32 protein-coding genes are annotated in these 15,297 nt (G+C 46.4%); 29 read left to right on the top strand and 3 right to left on the bottom strand.

What is annotated here, in order from left to right; all coding sequences use genetic code 11:
- Both B2899_RS13965 and B2899_RS13960 read right to left on the bottom strand, forming a co-directional pair.
- On the bottom strand, nucleotides 1-192 hold a 192-nt coding region (locus B2899_RS13965), incomplete at its 3' end, for a GIY-YIG nuclease family protein (RefSeq protein ID WP_286886626.1).
- Nucleotides 193-210: 18 nt separating this feature from the next.
- Nucleotides 211-975 (bottom strand): DUF2087 domain-containing protein, encoded by a 765-nt coding sequence (locus B2899_RS13960; protein ID WP_286886624.1) that lies wholly within the window; start codon nucleotides 973-975, stop codon nucleotides 211-213.
- 161 nt (nucleotides 976-1,136) lie between these two features.
- Here B2899_RS13960 and B2899_RS13955 point away from each other — a divergent pair, with 161 nt between their 5' ends.
- Both B2899_RS13955 and B2899_RS13950 read left to right on the top strand, forming a co-directional pair.
- Complete coding sequence (locus B2899_RS13955; RefSeq protein ID WP_286886622.1) at nucleotides 1,137-1,310, top strand: hypothetical protein; 174 nt, start codon at nucleotides 1,137-1,139, stop codon at nucleotides 1,308-1,310.
- 1 nt (nucleotide 1,311) lies between these two features.
- Nucleotides 1,312-1,641 (top strand): hypothetical protein, encoded by a 330-nt coding sequence (locus B2899_RS13950; protein WP_286886621.1) that lies wholly within the window; start codon nucleotides 1,312-1,314, stop codon nucleotides 1,639-1,641.
- Nucleotides 1,642-1,698: 57 nt separating this feature from the next.
- Here B2899_RS13950 and B2899_RS13945 read toward each other — a convergent pair whose 3' ends face one another.
- Nucleotides 1,699-1,854, bottom strand: a complete 156-nt coding sequence (locus B2899_RS13945) for a hypothetical protein (RefSeq protein ID WP_286886619.1) — start codon at nucleotides 1,852-1,854, stop codon at nucleotides 1,699-1,701.
- Between the two features lie 434 nt (nucleotides 1,855-2,288).
- Between B2899_RS13945 and rpsJ the strand changes: the two genes are divergently transcribed.
- The 27 genes from rpsJ to rpsM all read left to right on the top strand — a co-directional run bounded on the left by rpsJ (nucleotide 2,289) and on the right by rpsM (nucleotide 15,284).
- On the top strand, nucleotides 2,289-2,597 hold the full coding sequence (gene rpsJ / locus B2899_RS13940) for a 30S ribosomal protein S10 (RefSeq protein ID WP_040305031.1): 309 nt from the start codon (nucleotides 2,289-2,291) through the stop codon (nucleotides 2,595-2,597).
- 90 nt (nucleotides 2,598-2,687) lie between these two features.
- Nucleotides 2,688-3,320: a 50S ribosomal protein L3 gene (gene rplC / locus B2899_RS13935; RefSeq protein ID WP_146810051.1), complete on the top strand. Its 633-nt coding sequence runs from the start codon at nucleotides 2,688-2,690 to the stop codon at nucleotides 3,318-3,320.
- A 20-nt stretch (nucleotides 3,321-3,340) separates the two neighbouring features.
- Entirely contained in the window at nucleotides 3,341-3,964 is a 624-nt protein-coding gene (gene rplD, locus B2899_RS13930) for a 50S ribosomal protein L4 (RefSeq protein ID WP_146810052.1), read from the top strand.
- Nucleotides 3,964-4,254 carry a 50S ribosomal protein L23 gene (rplW, locus tag B2899_RS13925; protein WP_146810053.1) on the top strand — a complete coding sequence of 97 codons (291 nt, stop codon included), beginning with the start codon at nucleotides 3,964-3,966 and terminating at the stop codon, nucleotides 4,252-4,254. The genes rplD and rplW overlap by 1 nt, the downstream gene beginning before the upstream one ends.
- Nucleotides 4,255-4,285: 31 nt before the next feature.
- A complete protein-coding gene (rplB, locus tag B2899_RS13920; RefSeq protein WP_146810054.1) occupies nucleotides 4,286-5,116 on the top strand; it encodes a 50S ribosomal protein L2 in 831 nt (276 codons plus the stop codon).
- Between the two features lie 61 nt (nucleotides 5,117-5,177).
- A complete protein-coding gene (gene rpsS / locus B2899_RS13915; protein WP_146810055.1) occupies nucleotides 5,178-5,456 on the top strand; it encodes a 30S ribosomal protein S19 in 279 nt (92 codons plus the stop codon).
- Between the two features lie 34 nt (nucleotides 5,457-5,490).
- Nucleotides 5,491-5,823, top strand: coding sequence for a 50S ribosomal protein L22 (gene rplV, locus B2899_RS13910; protein ID WP_146810056.1), 333 nt, complete (start codon nucleotides 5,491-5,493; stop codon nucleotides 5,821-5,823).
- Nucleotides 5,824-5,836: 13 nt separating this feature from the next.
- Entirely contained in the window at nucleotides 5,837-6,499 is a 663-nt protein-coding gene (gene rpsC / locus B2899_RS13905) for a 30S ribosomal protein S3 (RefSeq protein WP_146810057.1), read from the top strand.
- 2 nt (nucleotides 6,500-6,501) lie between these two features.
- The gene (gene rplP, locus B2899_RS13900; RefSeq protein ID WP_146810058.1) at nucleotides 6,502-6,936 is read left to right on the top strand and encodes a 50S ribosomal protein L16; all 435 of its coding nucleotides are present in this window, start codon (nucleotides 6,502-6,504) and stop codon (nucleotides 6,934-6,936) included.
- Nucleotides 6,926-7,123 carry a 50S ribosomal protein L29 gene (gene rpmC / locus B2899_RS13895; protein WP_146810059.1) on the top strand — a complete coding sequence of 66 codons (198 nt, stop codon included), beginning with the start codon at nucleotides 6,926-6,928 and terminating at the stop codon, nucleotides 7,121-7,123. Before rplP ends, rpmC begins: the two co-directional genes overlap by 11 nt.
- Before the next feature lie 24 nt (nucleotides 7,124-7,147).
- A complete protein-coding gene (gene rpsQ / locus B2899_RS13890) occupies nucleotides 7,148-7,414 on the top strand; it encodes a 30S ribosomal protein S17 (RefSeq protein WP_146810060.1) in 267 nt (88 codons plus the stop codon).
- Between the two features lie 43 nt (nucleotides 7,415-7,457).
- Nucleotides 7,458-7,826 carry a 50S ribosomal protein L14 gene (rplN, locus tag B2899_RS13885; protein WP_146810061.1) on the top strand — a complete coding sequence of 123 codons (369 nt, stop codon included), beginning with the start codon at nucleotides 7,458-7,460 and terminating at the stop codon, nucleotides 7,824-7,826.
- Between the two features lie 63 nt (nucleotides 7,827-7,889).
- Nucleotides 7,890-8,201 carry a 50S ribosomal protein L24 gene (gene rplX, locus B2899_RS13880; RefSeq protein WP_146810089.1) on the top strand — a complete coding sequence of 104 codons (312 nt, stop codon included), beginning with the start codon at nucleotides 7,890-7,892 and terminating at the stop codon, nucleotides 8,199-8,201.
- Nucleotides 8,202-8,226: 25 nt separating this feature from the next.
- Nucleotides 8,227-8,769: a 50S ribosomal protein L5 gene (gene rplE / locus B2899_RS13875; protein ID WP_146810062.1), complete on the top strand. Its 543-nt coding sequence runs from the start codon at nucleotides 8,227-8,229 to the stop codon at nucleotides 8,767-8,769.
- A gap of 33 nt (nucleotides 8,770-8,802) precedes the next feature.
- Nucleotides 8,803-8,988: a type Z 30S ribosomal protein S14 gene (locus B2899_RS13870; protein WP_040305028.1), complete on the top strand. Its 186-nt coding sequence runs from the start codon at nucleotides 8,803-8,805 to the stop codon at nucleotides 8,986-8,988.
- Between the two features lie 29 nt (nucleotides 8,989-9,017).
- Entirely contained in the window at nucleotides 9,018-9,416 is a 399-nt protein-coding gene (rpsH, locus tag B2899_RS13865) for a 30S ribosomal protein S8 (protein WP_146810063.1), read from the top strand.
- A gap of 30 nt (nucleotides 9,417-9,446) precedes the next feature.
- Nucleotides 9,447-9,986, top strand: a complete 540-nt coding sequence (gene rplF, locus B2899_RS13860; RefSeq protein ID WP_146810064.1) for a 50S ribosomal protein L6 — start codon at nucleotides 9,447-9,449, stop codon at nucleotides 9,984-9,986.
- Between the two features lie 35 nt (nucleotides 9,987-10,021).
- Nucleotides 10,022-10,390: a 50S ribosomal protein L18 gene (gene rplR, locus B2899_RS13855; protein WP_146810065.1), complete on the top strand. Its 369-nt coding sequence runs from the start codon at nucleotides 10,022-10,024 to the stop codon at nucleotides 10,388-10,390.
- 36 nt (nucleotides 10,391-10,426) lie between these two features.
- Entirely contained in the window at nucleotides 10,427-10,924 is a 498-nt protein-coding gene (gene rpsE, locus B2899_RS13850; protein ID WP_146810066.1) for a 30S ribosomal protein S5, read from the top strand.
- 14 nt (nucleotides 10,925-10,938) lie between these two features.
- The gene (gene rpmD / locus B2899_RS13845) at nucleotides 10,939-11,124 is read left to right on the top strand and encodes a 50S ribosomal protein L30 (protein WP_146810067.1); all 186 of its coding nucleotides are present in this window, start codon (nucleotides 10,939-10,941) and stop codon (nucleotides 11,122-11,124) included.
- A 31-nt stretch (nucleotides 11,125-11,155) separates the two neighbouring features.
- Nucleotides 11,156-11,596 (top strand): 50S ribosomal protein L15, encoded by a 441-nt coding sequence (rplO, locus tag B2899_RS13840; protein ID WP_146810068.1) that lies wholly within the window; start codon nucleotides 11,156-11,158, stop codon nucleotides 11,594-11,596.
- A complete protein-coding gene (secY, locus tag B2899_RS13835; protein WP_286886597.1) occupies nucleotides 11,596-12,903 on the top strand; it encodes a preprotein translocase subunit SecY in 1,308 nt (435 codons plus the stop codon). Before rplO ends, secY begins: the two co-directional genes overlap by 1 nt.
- A 44-nt stretch (nucleotides 12,904-12,947) precedes the next feature.
- Nucleotides 12,948-13,601, top strand: coding sequence for an adenylate kinase (locus B2899_RS13830; protein ID WP_146810070.1), 654 nt, complete (start codon nucleotides 12,948-12,950; stop codon nucleotides 13,599-13,601).
- Nucleotides 13,598-14,344, top strand: coding sequence for a type I methionyl aminopeptidase (map, locus tag B2899_RS13825; protein WP_146810071.1), 747 nt, complete (start codon nucleotides 13,598-13,600; stop codon nucleotides 14,342-14,344). Before B2899_RS13830 ends, map begins: the two co-directional genes overlap by 4 nt.
- A 130-nt stretch (nucleotides 14,345-14,474) precedes the next feature.
- Nucleotides 14,475-14,693 carry a translation initiation factor IF-1 gene (gene infA / locus B2899_RS13820; RefSeq protein ID WP_146810072.1) on the top strand — a complete coding sequence of 73 codons (219 nt, stop codon included), beginning with the start codon at nucleotides 14,475-14,477 and terminating at the stop codon, nucleotides 14,691-14,693.
- Between the two features lie 86 nt (nucleotides 14,694-14,779).
- Nucleotides 14,780-14,893, top strand: coding sequence for a 50S ribosomal protein L36 (gene rpmJ, locus B2899_RS13815; protein ID WP_015617898.1), 114 nt, complete (start codon nucleotides 14,780-14,782; stop codon nucleotides 14,891-14,893).
- Nucleotides 14,894-14,915: 22 nt separating this feature from the next.
- Nucleotides 14,916-15,284 carry a 30S ribosomal protein S13 gene (gene rpsM, locus B2899_RS13810; RefSeq protein ID WP_146810073.1) on the top strand — a complete coding sequence of 123 codons (369 nt, stop codon included), beginning with the start codon at nucleotides 14,916-14,918 and terminating at the stop codon, nucleotides 15,282-15,284.
- Nucleotides 15,285-15,297: the final 13 nt, after the last annotated feature.

The raw sequence follows: 15,297 nt of genomic DNA, 5'->3' as shown, positions 1-15,297 counted from the left end.
CTGCTGAAGGGTTTTGTTGTAATGCATTCCCATATTTAGCCCAAACCAGTGACGGTTTTTAATCCCTTCCAGATTCAAGCTGCTTCCGATGAGGATTTTACCGTTCGCTTGATTCTTTATTTGATAGACGCCCATTGGCCTGTGTGTTTGTTTATACTGCAATTTAGCTTCCTTTCGTTTTTGCTTCTCCATTTTCCTTTTCTCCTTCATTTAGAATTTGACCCAGTAGGCGCTGCAATCCGGATAGCGGTCCATAAAGCCGTATTCAATCAGATAGCGCCTGATTGTCACATAGTCAGGATAAATCTGTTTCAGTATCTCGTTTACTTCTTTCTCGGTGTAATGCCGGTTCAATTCGAATCGTTTGGCGATGTGCTTAAGGATCGCCACTTTTCTTTTCTCCTTTTTCGGAAATTCGGACAGTGGACCGTTTTCCCCCTGTGTGAAGTACCTCTGAAGTATCGCCTTGTTTTCCTCTTCGGTAATGGCGAAGCGTTCATCCACCATGGCAGCGCTGCGTGGAATAGAGATGAATTTATTCGGTTTCGCCGTTTTTTCCTCGACTAATTCGGTAATTGCCAGCAGGATTTTGGCCTGTTTGGCTTTCTCTCTCAGTGTGAAACGGTGATTGCGAATGGTGGATGTACTGCCGCCGTCCAGTTCTTTGACGATTTCATTGTCGCTTAGTCCTTCATAGAAATAGCGGACGATTGTTTTCTGGTGTTCGGTGAGCCCGGTCAGTTTTTTATCCAGCCCGATTAGGAAGTCGAACATAGAGGTGTGCTCATGTGTGATGTGCAGACGAGCAAATCTCTCCGCGTCGTAGAGCGCGTTTTCATGCGGATAGATGACGCCACGGGTAAATCTTCGGCCGCAGATGAGACAGATATACTGTTCAGACGCTTCTTCGTAAATATATCCCCGCTTTATCTCTTCCAGTGATGCATTCCAGAAAAGTTCGGAAACTTCTTGCATATAAAGACATATCCTCTCTTTGTTTATTTTATTTATAGATATCATAGCATTTCGTTTGCTTTTTTTCAAATGTTTTTATTGAAATTTTATAAACAGAGCCATATAATGTCGGTGTAAACATAGACAAAAATTAAAAACGTTTAGAAAGAAAGGTGAATGGCATGGGAAAGGAAAGACGGGTAATAGAATCGGCATGCAATGAGCGACTTCCGGTATGTGCGCAGGACACGTTTAACTATATGGCACGCTATTTCTTCTCTAACTATCAAATCCAGTGCGTATTGAAACTGGAGGAAGAGTGGATGAATCAGTCTGCATACCGCCGCGGTATTTGAGATGCTTGGAAGCATGTGCTTCGGTGATGTACTTGCGATGTTCCGGGGATTGCGGCACCAGGCTGTGGCTCAAGGGCTGGCGTCTCCTTATTTATCAAACTTCGGTGAGGTCAGCAAGACCGAGCTCAAGTTTCAGGAAACTGAGGTGGCCGATGCTTATATGGTGCCGCCGATTATGTTTTCCCCGGGTTTTATGCCGGGAGCGAGCGCATACAGAGAGACGCTTACTCTCATGGTCGGTGTGTATGAATCGACAGTGGAGGCAGAGACGGTAGAAACCTTCTTAAACAGAGTGGCGAATGAGCCTCGTAATGTAGACTGTAGCGGGTGATTGCTGCGCTCGTTGCCTTGATTGATGATAAGCGGTATACCCAGTTGAAATCATTTTTTATTGTCGGTTATCCTTGATGCCGCTGTCGCGCTGGTTTATTTCATCCTGCTCGATTTCGTTCACTAAATTGGCGGTGTAAGGCGTTTTCTCCATTTGATTTATCAATGTGTGCACATCCTGCACGTCCTGCTTCTTCTTATTCTTCTGTGCCATTGTTTTCATCTCCTCGAATCGGAATGGCGCGGTAAAAACCCGCGTGTTCCTTCTTAACGTGCAGCAACACACGACAGTTTATACATTGAATGAATTGTCTGATTGAATGCGATATACTGCTTAGGCAGATTCACGGAATTTCGGATGCGCTGGCAGAGGCGTAGCTGGCCCAAAAAAGTTAAATATAAAATCTTGCATTTTAATTTGGTATACGATAGAATATTCAGGGTCTGAGTCATTACATAAAAATGATGAAGATAAAGAAAAACCTTGCATTCAGCCTATATTTTCGATATAATGTTGAATGTTGGTTTGATGAACGCGATGACGCGGGAGGTTGCTGACACACCAGGCTCCGATGCCATGGCCTGGGGTCGGGTTTTTCCGCTGAGAATTGTCTGTTTATCAAAATAGGCGACAAAGGAGGGACTAAAATGGCAAAACAAAAAATTCGTATCCGCTTGAAAGCATACGATCACAGAATTCTTGATCAGTCCGCAGAGAAGATTGTTGACACTGCGAAGCGTTCCGGTGCAGAGGTGTCTGGCCCAATTCCGCTTCCGACTGAGCGTAATGTCTTCACGATTTTGCGTGCGGTACACAAATACAAGGATTCCCGTGAACAGTTTGAGATGCGCACACACAAGCGCCTGATCGACATTGTGAACCCGACACCGCAAACGGTTGATTCGCTGATGCGTCTGGACCTGCCGTCCGGTGTTGATATCGAAATCAAACTGTAAGGTTTGACGACAAACCAACAATGTTATAGCGATTATATAATGAACGGAAATAAATACATGAATTTGATTACTCAATAGGAGGTGGCTATCATGACCAAAGGAATCTTAGGTAGAAAAATTGGGATGACCCAGGTTTTTACTGCTGAAGGTATCGTAGTTCCAGTAACTGTTATCGAAGCAGGTCCTTGCGTGGTTCTTCAAAAGAAGGATCAAACGACTGATGGATATGAAGCAATTCAAATTGGTTTCGCTGACAAGAAAGAAGTGCGTGCCAACAAGCCTGAAAAAGGCCATGCAGCAAAAGCTAACACAACGCCTAAGCGCTTCATTCGTGAACTTCGTAATGTTGATTTGGCAGGGTACGAAGTTGGTCAAGAATTAAAAGCTGATATTTTTGCAGAGGGAGACATTGTTGACGTAACCGGCACATCAAAAGGTAAAGGATTTGCTGGTGCTATCAAGCGTCACGGCCAATCTCGCGGACCGATGGCTCACGGTTCCCGTTACCATCGTCGTCCTGGTTCCATGGGCTCTATCGCAGCTAACCGTGTACTGAAAGGTAAAGCATTGCCTGGACGTATGGGCGGAGAGAAAGTTACGGTTCAAAACCTTGAAGTGGTTTCTGTTGATGCAGACCGCAACTTGCTGTTAATTAAAGGTGCTATTCCGGGACCTAAAAATAGCTTCGTAGTTGTAAAAACTGCCGTTAAAGGCAGCAAATAAGCAAGAAAGGAGGACTCGCAATGCCTAAAGTAACACTTTTCAATCAAGATGGCTCTCAAGTAGGTGAAATCGAACTGTCCGATGCGGTATTCGGTATCGAGCCGAACGAGGCAGTGCTTGCCGATGCAGTTATCATGCAACAGGCTTCCCGTCGTGCAGGTACGCACGCTGTAAAAAACCGTTCCGCAGTAAGCGGTGGTGGCCGTAAGCCTTGGAAACAAAAAGGAACAGGACGCGCTCGTCAAGGTAGCATTCGCTCCCCTCAATGGGTAGGCGGCGGTGTGGTTTTCGGACCGACTCCTCGCAGCTACGCTTACAAGCTTCCTAAAAAAGTTCGTCGCCTGGCGATTAAATCTGCTCTGTCTTCTAAAGTGCAGAACGAAGAGATTCTGGTATTGGATGCCCTGAATTTCGACGCACCGAAGACAAAAGAAATGGTAAAAGTGCTCGGAAATCTGAAAGTGGACAACAAAGTGCTTGTTGTTACAGGTGAATACAATGACAATGTGGCGCTGTCCGCTCGCAACATTCCCGGCGTGAAATTCGTTCCCGCTAACGGAATCAATGTTCTTGATGTTCTGCATCACGACAAGTTGCTGATTACGAAGGATGCAGTCGCAAAAGTTGAGGAGGTGCTTGCATAATGAAAGATCCTCGCGATATTATCAAGCGCCCGGTTATTACCGAACGTACTGCTGACATGATGGCCAGCAACAAATACGTATTCGAAGTTGATTTACGTGCAAACAAAACGGAAATCAAAGATGCGATTCAGCGCATTTTCGATGTGAAAGTTGTAAACGTAAATACAATGCGTGTTAAAGGTAAGCCGAAGCGCGTAGGTAAATTCTTTGGACGTCGTTCTGACTGGAAAAAAGCGATCGTTCAGCTGAGTGAAGATAGCAAAGCTCTTGAGTTCTTTGAAGGTGTTTAATTCGTAAGACAGAGCGAAGGAGGGAAAACAAATGGCAATTAAAAAGTATAAACCGACTTCTCCTGGTCGCCGTCAAATGACTGTGTCTACTTTTGAAGAGATTACAACTTCCAAGCCGGAAAAATCTCTGCTTGCGCCGAAAAACAAAAAAGCTGGACGCAACAACCAAGGTAAAATCACGGTTCGTCATCACGGTGGCGGTCATAAGCAGAAGTATCGTATCATTGACTTCAAACGTAACAAAGACGGTATTCCAGGTCGTGTTGCTACAATCGAGTACGATCCGAACCGTTCCGCAAATATCGCGCTGATTAACTACGTTGATGGTGAGAAGCGCTACATCCTGGCTCCGAATGGTCTGCAAGTAGGCATGACTGTTGTATCCGGTCCGGATGCTGATATCAAAGTAGGTAACGCACTGCCGCTGGCTAACATCCCGGTAGGTACGGTTATCCACAATATCGAATTAAAAGCAGGCAAAGGCGGCCAGCTCGTTCGTTCCGCTGGTGCTGAAGCTCAATTGCTTGGCCGCGATGGTGACTATGTAATCGTTCGTCTGGCTTCCGGCGAGACTCGTATGATTCGCAAAGAGTGCCGCGCAACCATCGGTCAAGTTGGTAACTTAGAACATGAACTTATCAACATCGGTAAAGCAGGTCGTTCCCGCTGGTTAGGCAAGCGCCCGACAGTCCGCGGTTCTGTAATGAACCCGAACGATCACCCGCACGGTGGTGGTGAAGGTCGCGCTCCGATCGGTCGCAGCGGTCCGCTCACTCCTTGGGGCAAACCGACGCTTGGTGCGAAGACTCGCAAGAAAAACAAACAATCCAGCAAGTATATTATCCGCAGCCGCAAGAAGTAATGCTGCTTAACAAGGTGCGGTTGCAGGGCACCGCACTTCTATTACGAAGGGAGGTTCATTCATGGGACGCAGCTTAAAAAAGGGACCTTTTGTTGATGATCATTTAATGAAAAAGGTCGAAGAGCAAAACGCAAAAGGCGACAAAAAAGTAATCAAAACTTGGTCTCGTCGCTCTACAATCTTCCCGGATTTCGTCGGTCACACATTCGCGGTGTACGATGGCCGCAAGCACGTACCTGTATATGTAACCGAAGATATGGTCGGACACAAACTCGGAGAATTCGCTCCGACTCGTACTTTTAAAGGTCACGTTGATGCCGACAAGAAAACAAGAAGATAATGGATACGTCCAAGTAAGAGAGGGGGTTACTTAAATGGAAGCGAAAGCGGTAGCTCGTTATGTCCGAATTGCTCCTCGCAAAATGCGTCTGGTAGTTGACTTAATCCGTGGTAAGCAAGTAGGTGAAGCGATTGCGATTTTAAAGCACACGCCGAAAGCAGCATCTCCGGTTATTGAGAAAGTATTACTGTCAGCTGTTGCGAATGCTGAGCACAACATGAATTTAGATGCTAATAACCTGGTTGTTAGCAAGGTATTTGTCGACGAAGGTCCGACACTGAAACGTTTCCGTCCTCGTGCAATGGGTCGTGCGAGCCGGATCAATAAGCGTACAAGTCACGTAACGGTAATTTTATCCGAGAAATAAGGAGGGATAGCGAGTGGGTCAGAAAGTTAACCCGGTAGGACTTCGGGTTGGCATTATCCGCGACTGGGAATCCAAGTGGTTCGCAGAGAAAGATTATGCTAATCTGTTACACGAAGATCTAAAGGTCCGTGAATATGTTAAAACCCAGTTGAAAGACGCTTCTGTTTCTACTATTGAAATTGAGCGTGCGGCCAACCGTTTAAATGTTACTATCCACACTGCTAAGCCAGGTATGGTTATTGGTAAAGGTGGTAGCGAAGTAGAAAAGCTTCGTAAAGCATTGTCTACTCTAACAGGCAAAAGAGTGCATATCAACATCAATGAAATTAAAAATCCTGATATGGATGCAACCCTTGTTGCGCAAAGCATCGCGCGTCAATTGGAAAACCGTATTTCCTTCCGTCGTGCGCAGAAGCAATCTCTGCAGCGTACAATGCGTGCAGGCGCTCAGGGTATCAAAACAATGGTAAGCGGACGTCTTGGCGGCGCGGATATCGCCCGTTCTGAAGGATACAGTGAAGGTACGGTTCCGCTGCACACATTGCGTGCTGACATTGATTACGGTACAGCTGAAGCCGATACTACGTACGGCAAAATCGGCGTTAAAGTATGGATTTATCGCGGAGAAGTTCTTCCTCAGGCGAAGAAGAGAACTGAAGAGGAAGGAGGCCAATAATCATGTTGATCCCTAAACGCGTAAAACACCGCAAACAACATCGCGGAAAAATGAGAGGGCAAGCAAAAGGCGGCACTCAGGTAACGTTCGGTGAATATGGCCTTCAAGCTTTGGAAGCCTCTTGGGTAACAAACCGTCAAATCGAAGCCGCTCGTATTGCGATGACTCGTTACATCAAACGCGGCGGTAAAGTATGGATTAAAATTTTCCCAGACAAACCGGTTACTGCGAAGCCGCTTGAAGTACGGATGGGTTCCGGTAAAGGTTCAGTTGAGAGCTGGGTAGCAATCGTAAAACCCGGAAAAGTAATGTTTGAGCTGGCTGGTGTACCTGAAGAGGTCGCTCGTGAAGCAATGCGTCTGGCCATGCACAAGCTTCCGGTTAAATGTAAGTTTGTAAAACGGGAAGAATTGGGTGGTGACGCAAATGAAAGCTAATGAAATTCGCAACCTAACCACTGCCGAAATTGAACAAAAAGTAACTTCTATGAAAGAAGAACTTTTTAACCTCCGTTTTCAATTAGCGACTGGTCAATTAGACAACCCTGCACGTATCCGTCAAGTGCGTAAAGATATCGCAAGAGCAAAAACGATTCTGCGTGAACGTGAATTAGGCATTAGCTAATAGATTAGAGAGGAGGTCGCAAACATGGCAGAAGAACGCAATGCACGTAAAGTTGTTCTTGGTCGAGTTGTTTCCGACAAAATGGACAAAACAATCGTTGTTCTGGTCGAAACATACAAAAAGCACCCGCTGTACGGAAAGCGTGTGAAATACTCCAAGAAATTTAAAGCTCATGATGAGCAAAATACTGCAAAAATCGGCGATCTGGTAAAAATCATGGAAACTCGTCCGCTGTCCAAAGACAAGCGCTTCAGACTGGTTGAAGTGGTTGAGAAAGCCGTTATTATCTAATTTAAATTGAACGTTTAGGTACATCTGAAGGGAGGGACTCTCCGTGATCCAAACTCAAACTCGTTTGCGTGTAGCCGATAACTCCGGTGCAAAAGAATTAATGTGCATTAAAGTATTAGGCGGTTCCGGCCGTAAATTTGCTAACATTGGTGACGTTGTTGTTTGTTCGGTGAAACAAGCAACACCCGGCGGCGTTGTTAAGAAGGGCGACGTAGTAAAGGCTGTTATCGTGCGTTCTAAGAGTGGTTCTCGCCGTAAAGACGGTTCTTACATCCGTTTCGACGAAAACGCAGCGGTTATCGTTCGTGATGACAAAAGCCCGCGCGGAACTCGTATTTTCGGACCGGTTGCCCGGGAACTTCGTGACAAAGACTTCATGAAGATCGTTTCTCTGGCTCCTGAAGTACTGTAAATCCTGCTTACAAAGGTATTAAGTTAAACATAAGGAGGTGCCGTCATGTCCGAACAAAAGAAACTGCACGTGAAATCCGGTGACAACGTTGTTGTTATCAGCGGTAAAGATAAAGGCAAAAAAGGTCGCATTCTCGCTGCTTACCCGAAAACAGGCCGTGTGCTTGTAGAAGGCGTAAACATGGTGAAGAAACACACGCGTCCGAATGCCAACAACCCGCAGGGCGGTATCGTTACGCAAGAAGCTCCGATTCACGCTTCCAACGTAATGATCGTAGACCCGAAAACGGGCGAGCCGACTCGTATCGGTTCCAAAGTTGTGGACGGAAAGAAAGTACGCATTGCAAAAAAATCTGGCGAAGTATTGGATAAGTAGTCAGGTCGGAAAGGAGGTCATCTAAATGGCTGCAAGAATGTTAGAGCAATATAAAGAAAAAATTTCTCCTGCGTTAATGCAGAAGTTCGGATATAAGTCTATTATGCAGGTTCCGAAAATCGAGAAAGTCGTTATTAACATGGGTCTGGGTGATGCAGTTTCCAACCCGAAAATTTTGGACAGCGCGGTTCGTGACCTGGAGGCAATCGCAGGTCAGAAGCCGGTTATCACTCGCGCGAAGAAGTCTATCGCCGGTTTCCGTCTTCGTGAAGGTATGCCGATCGGTGCGAAAGTGACGCTGCGCGGTGAGCGTATGTATCACTTCCTGGACAAATTATTCAACATCTCTCTTCCTCGTGTACGTGACTTCCGTGGTATCTCCAACAAGGCGTTCGACGGTCGTGGAAACTACACACTGGGATTGAAAGAGCAATTGATCTTCCCGGAAATCGAGTACGATAAAGTAGACGCTATCCGCGGAATGGACATCGTAATCGTAACGACAGCACAAACGGACGAAGAAGGCCGCGAACTGTTAACACAATTGGGCGCTCCTTTCGCCAAGTAATTTCGGATTCCTATACGACAAGGAGGGAAACACGTGGCTAAAAAATCAATGATCGTGAAACAGCAACGTAAGCCGAAGTTTAAAGTGCAGGCCTACACACGCTGCGAACGTTGTGGTCGTCCGCACTCTGTGTATCGCAAATTTAAACTTTGCCGCATTTGTATTCGCGACTTAGCATACCAAGGCCAATTGCCTGGAGTGAAGAAAGCAAGCTGGTAATCCCGCAAAATGGGAAGGAGGTTAAACATATGGTAATGACAGATCCAATTGCAGATATGCTTACTCGCATTCGCAATGCCAACATGGTGCGTCATGAGAAGCTGGAAGTACCTGCTTCCAAAATCAAGCACGCAATCGCGAACCTGTTGAAAGAAGAAGGCTTCATCCGTGACGTAGAATATGTAGAAGATAACAAACAAGGCATTCTTCGTCTTTTTCTGAAATATGGTGCGGACAACGAACGTGTAATCAATGGTCTGAAGCGCATCAGTAAGCCTGGCCTGCGCGTATACGCCGGCAAAGACGAAATTCCTCGTGTTTTGGGCGGATTGGGAATCGCTATTCTTTCTACGTCTAAAGGCGTAATGACTGACAAACAAGCTCGCCAGCAACAGGTGGGCGGCGAAGTAATAGCATACATTTGGTAATACATTCGACAACGAATGGAGGTGTAACGAATGTCCCGTATTGGTAAAAAACCGATCGCTATTCCTGATGGAGTAGAGGTAAAACTTGATGGCACAGTACTGACTGTAAAGGGGCCGAAGGGTACCCTGACTCGTACGCTTCACAATGAAGTGAATGTGAAAGTGGAAGGTAACGAAATCATCGTTGAGCGCCCTTCTGATCATAAACTGCACCGCGCATTGCACGGTACAACTCGCAGTATTATCGCCAACATGGTAGAAGGTGTAACGAACGGATTTGCTAAAACACTGGAACTGGTTGGTGTAGGTTACCGTGCTGCTAAGAGCGGCAGCAACCTGACTCTGAGCGTTGGATACTCTCACCCAGTTGAAATCACTCCGGAAGAAGGCATTGAATTCGAAGTTCCGGCTCAAACGCAAATCGTCGTTAAAGGTATCGACAAAGAGCGCGTAGGTCAAGTGGCTTCTGAAATTCGTGCGGTACGTAAGCCTGAACCTTACAAAGGTAAAGGTATTCGCTACCAGGGCGAGCGCGTACGTCGTAAAGAAGGTAAAACTGGTAAGAAGTAATCGCTAAGGCGTATGTAAGAAAGGAGTGACATAACGTGATCTCGAAACAAGATAAAAACAAAGCACGGAAGAAAAGACACTTGCGTGTTCGTAAGAAAATTTCCGGTACGGCTCAAGTTCCCCGTTTGAACGTATACCGTTCTTCCAATCATATTTATGCTCAACTCATCGACGACGTAGCGGGCGTAACGATCGCTTCTGCTTCTACTCTTGATCCTGAGCTGAAAGGTCAAATAAGCCATGGAGGAAACCAGGAAGCCGCTGCGAAAGTCGGCGAACTGATCGCGAAACGCAGTGTCGAAAAAGGCATAAAAGAAGTCGTGTTCGACCGCGGTGGATATCTGTATCACGGACGTATTAAAACTCTTGCAGAAGCTGCGCGCGAAGCGGGTCTGCAATTCTAATTGAACGAAATTCCTTACACAAGGAGGGAAAACTTCATGCGTATTGACGCTTCGAACCTGGAGCTGGAAGAGAAAGTAGTCGCCATTAACCGCGTTGCGAAGGTTGTTAAAGGTGGACGCCGTTTCAGCTTCAGCGCTCTAGTAGTCGTTGGCGACAAGAACGGACACGTAGGCTGCGGCATGGGTAAAGCCCAAGAGGTACCGGACGCGATCCGTAAAGCCATCGAAGATGCAAAGAAAAACCTGATTAAAGTTCCGCTCGTAGGAACAACTCTGCCTCACGAAGTAAATGGACGCTTCGGTGCCGGTAAAGTATTCATGAAGCCTGCTGCAGAAGGTACCGGAGTTATCGCCGGTGGCCCGGTTCGTGCGGTGCTCGAGCTTGCTGGTGTAGGCGATGTATTAAGTAAGTCTCTGGGCTCTAACAATCCGATTAACATGGTTCACGCTACGTTAGAAGGTTTAAGCCGCCTGAAAACTGCCGACCAAGTTGCAAAACTGCGCGGTAAAACTGCGGAAGAGCTTTTAGGTTAGGAGGGACTTAGATCATGGCAAAATTGCAAATCACCCTCAAAAGAAGTCTGATCGGTCGCACGCAAAAACAAAAAGCGACTGTAGCAGCTCTCGGTCTTCGCAAAATCCACCAGACAGTTGTGAAAGAAGACAATGCCGCCATGCGTGGTATGGTGGAAAAAGTGAAGCATATGGTTGAAGTTAAGGAAATCGCTGAGTAATAGATATCTTGCTTAAAGAGGAGGTGCAACGATGAAATTACACGAAATCAAACCTGCTGAAGGTTCCCGTCACACTCGTAAGCGTGTGGGTCGCGGTATCGGTTCTGGAAACGGCAAAACGGCTGGTCGTGGACACAAAGGGCAAAACGCTCGTTCCGGTGGCGGTGTTCGCCCTGGTTTCGAGGGTGGTCAAAACCCGCTGTATCGTCGTTTACCGAAGCGTGGTTTTACAAACCCGAACCGTAAAGAATTTGCTATAATCAACCTTGACAAACTGAACCAGTTTGAAGAAGGTACGGTTGTAACACCGGAACTGCTTCTTGAAGCTGGCGTAATTAAAAATGCACGTGATGGTGTGAAGATTTTAGGGAATGGAGAACTTAACGTTAAGCTGACGGTTCAAGCCCAGAAGTTTTCTCAATCCGCGGTTGAGAAGATTGAGGCTCTTGGCGGAAAAACCGAGGTGATCTAATGTTCTCCACGATTGCCAATGTGTTTAAGATTGCCGACTTGCGTCGAAAGGTGATTTTTACCCTTTTGATGCTTGTCGTCTTTCGAATTGGTAGCTTTGTCCCGGTGCCGAACATTAACGTATCGGTACTTGAACAGCTGTCACAGCAAAATAGTATCTTCGGATTTCTAAATACATTCTCTGGCGGTGCGCTGCAGAACTTCTCTATCTTCGCGATGGGAATTATGCCGTACATCACCGCTTCGATTATTATGCAGCTTTTATCGATGGATGTTGTTCCGACGTTTACCCAGTGGTCGAAAGAAGGAGACATTGGCCGCCGCAAAATCGCTCAGTTTACACGTTACTTTACAATTATTCTGGGATTGATTCAGGCAATCGGACTTTCTATCGGGTTTAACCGGATGATGCCGGGGCTTGTGCAGAATCCTTCTTTTACAACGTATGCATTAATTGCGCTTGTACTGACGGCAGGAACTGCTTTTCTCATGTGGCTAGGAGAGCAAATTACCGAGAAAGGCATCGGAAACGGCATTTCCATCATTATCTTTGCAGGTATCGTAGCTGCGATTCCGAATGGTGCGAAGCAACTTTACGCCTCAGAGTTTATTGGCGCTGAGGATCAAATGTTTCTTAACATCGTTAAGGTATTAGGCATTCTGCTTGCGATCATTCTCATCATTGTGGGGATTGTTTTCATCCAGCAGGGAATACGAAAGATTCCTGTGCAGTATGCGAAACGCGTCGTAGGCAGAAAAATGTATGGCGGGCAATCCACACATATTCCGCTGAAAGTAAACAGCGCCGGAGTGATTCCTGTAATTTTCGCTCTGTCGTTGATTATCTTTCCGCCTACGATTGCTCAATTCTGGCCGGGGCATCCTGTTTCCAACTGGGTGATTCAAACGTTTAACATCCAGACGTTTAGCTCTCAGAATTGGATTGGCATGGTACTGTACGTACTGCTTATCTTCGGATTCACTTATTTTTACGTGTTCGTGCAGGTTAATCCAACGCAGATGGCTGACAACATGAAAAAGAACGGCGGATATATCCCAGGTATACGTCCAGGAAATGAGACAGCCCAATTTATTACTCGAACGTTAAACCGAATTACTTTGGCAGGAGCAATCTTCTTGGCAGTCGTATCCATTCTTCCGGTTTTCTTCTCGAAGGTGAGCGGCCTTCCCGCATCCATTCAAATCGGCGGAACGGCCATCCTGATTGTAATCGGGGTAGCGCTGGATACGATGAAACAAATCGAAAGCCAACTTGTGAAGCGCCACTACAAAGGGTTTATTAAGTAATACAAAGACAGGCTGTAAATTTACTGACGTATGGAGGGGTAGAAATGAATATTATCTTAATGGGATTACCAGGCGCGGGAAAAGGAACCCAGGGTGAGAAAATCGTCGAGAAATTTGGCATTCCGCATATTTCCACCGGCGACATGTTTCGCGCAGCTATCAAAGATGAAACAGAGATGGGCAAAAAAGCGAAATCTTATATGGACCAGGGACTCTTAGTACCGGATGAAGTTGTCATTGGTATCGTAAAGGAACGTTTAGGCAAAGCTGATTGTGAGAAAGGCTTTATGCTTGATGGATTCCCGCGCACCATGGCACAGGCGGAAGCGCTGGACGCAACGCTTGCGGAAATGGAGCGCAGTATTGACCATGTGATCAATATCGACGTGGATCGCGGTATTCTGATGGATCGGTTGACTGGCCGTCGCATCTGCAAGAACTGCGGTGCCACGTATCATGTAATATTCAACCCTCCTTCTCAAGAAGGGATTTGCGACAAGTGCGGCGGGGAGTTGTATCAGCGGGATGACGACAACGAAGCAACCGTTGCGACTCGCCTCGATGTAAACATCGAACAGTCCGCCCCGATCTTAAACTATTATAAAGAAAAAGGATTGCTCCGTACCATTGACGGGCATCAAGATATAGACAAGGTTTTTGAGGATGTTGCAGAAGTATTGAGAGGTCAAGCTCAATGATTATATGCAAGTCCAAAGCAGAGATCGACATCATGAGAGAAGCGGGGCGCATTGTCGCTCTTACGCATAAGGAACTGCAAAAAGCGATTCGTCCGGGCATCACCACTGGTGAGCTCGACGCAATCGCGGAGACTTTCATTCGCAAACACGGAGCGAAACCTTCTTTCAAAGGCTATGGGGGCTTTGCAGGCAGCATATGCGCTTCAGTCAACGAAGAACTTGTTCATGGGATTCCGGGCAAACGTAAGCTGAATGAAGGAGATATCATTAGCCTTGATATCGGTGCTGAGGTAGACGGCTATCATGGCGATTCGGCCTGGACATATGGAGTAGGCAAGATTTCTCCGGAGAATCAGCGTCTGCTGGAAATCACCGAGAAGTCTCTCTATGAAGGGTTGGCGCAGGCGAAGCCGGACGCCCGTCTAACGGATATCTCGCATGCGATTCAAGCTTGCGTAGAAGAAGCTGGTTTTTCTATCGTTCGTGAGTATGTAGGTCATGGCATCGGACGGAATTTGCACGAAGATCCGCAAATTCCTAATTTTGGGCCTGCAGGACGCGGACCGAGATTAAAACCGGGGATGGTCCTGGCGATTGAACCAATGGTCAATGCGGGTAAGCGATATGTACGGACGCTCGCTGACAACTGGACAGTCGTTACCGTGGACGGTTCGATGTGTGCTCACTTTGAACATACGATTGCTATTACTGAAGACGGCTACGAAATTTTAACCAGAGAGTAAATTTACAATTGTTGTTTCCCTTTGGGATAGATATTGTGTTATGATTGCCGATGGGGATATTGTAAGTTGAACGGCTGAGTTAAGAGTGCATACGCATAAGCAGCCATGCTGAAGAAAGGAGAGTGGCTTTATGGCGAAAGAAGATGTAATTGAAGTGGAAGGTACCGTGGTTGAGCCTCTACCAAATGCGATGTTTCGTGTAGAGCTGGAGAATGGACACAAAGTGCTTGCTCACGTATCCGGTAAAATCCGCATGCATTTCATTCGTATACTCCCGGGTGACAAAGTCACCGTTGAATTATCGCCGTATGATTTGACCCGTGGACGGATCACATATCGCTACAAATAGAGCAGGAAACGTACAGAGTTAGAGGTAGCTACTACGACCTCCAACCTCTAATGCTTCCACTCTAGAAACGACAGGAGGTTATCCAAATGAAAGTAAGACCATCTGTAAAGCCGATTTGCGAGAAATGCAAAATCATTCGTCGCAAAGGCAAAATTATGGTAATCTGTGAAAATCCGAAACATAAGCAAAGACAAGGCTAATTTATAAGGAGGTGCACGCTACATGGCACGTATTGCTGGGGTTGACTTACCTCGTGACAAGCGCGTAGTTATCGCGTTAACTTACATTTTCGGAATTGGTACTTCCACTGCTTCGAAAATTCTGAGCGAAACAGGGATTGACGAAAACACTCGTGTTCGTGATCTGACCGAAGATGAAGCGGCTAAGCTTCGTGACTATATTGACAAGAACATAAAAGTTGAAGGGGATCTTCGCCGTGAAGTATCTCTGAACATCAAACGTCTGGTTGAAATCGGCTGCTATCGTGGTGTTCGTCACCGCAAAGGTCTGCCGGTTCGTGGCCAACGTACGAAAACCAACGCGCGTACTCGCAAAGGTCCTCGTCGTACCGTTGCGAATAAGAAGAAGTAAAGGGGGTAAATGA

Origin of the sequence: Aneurinibacillus sp. UBA3580, from assembly GCF_002375825.1 — a bacterium.
Lineage (GTDB): Bacteria > Bacillota > Bacilli > Aneurinibacillales > Aneurinibacillaceae > Aneurinibacillus > Aneurinibacillus danicus.
The sequence above is the reverse complement of the archived record's forward strand: the minus strand, read 5'-3'. Positions and strand labels throughout refer to the sequence as shown.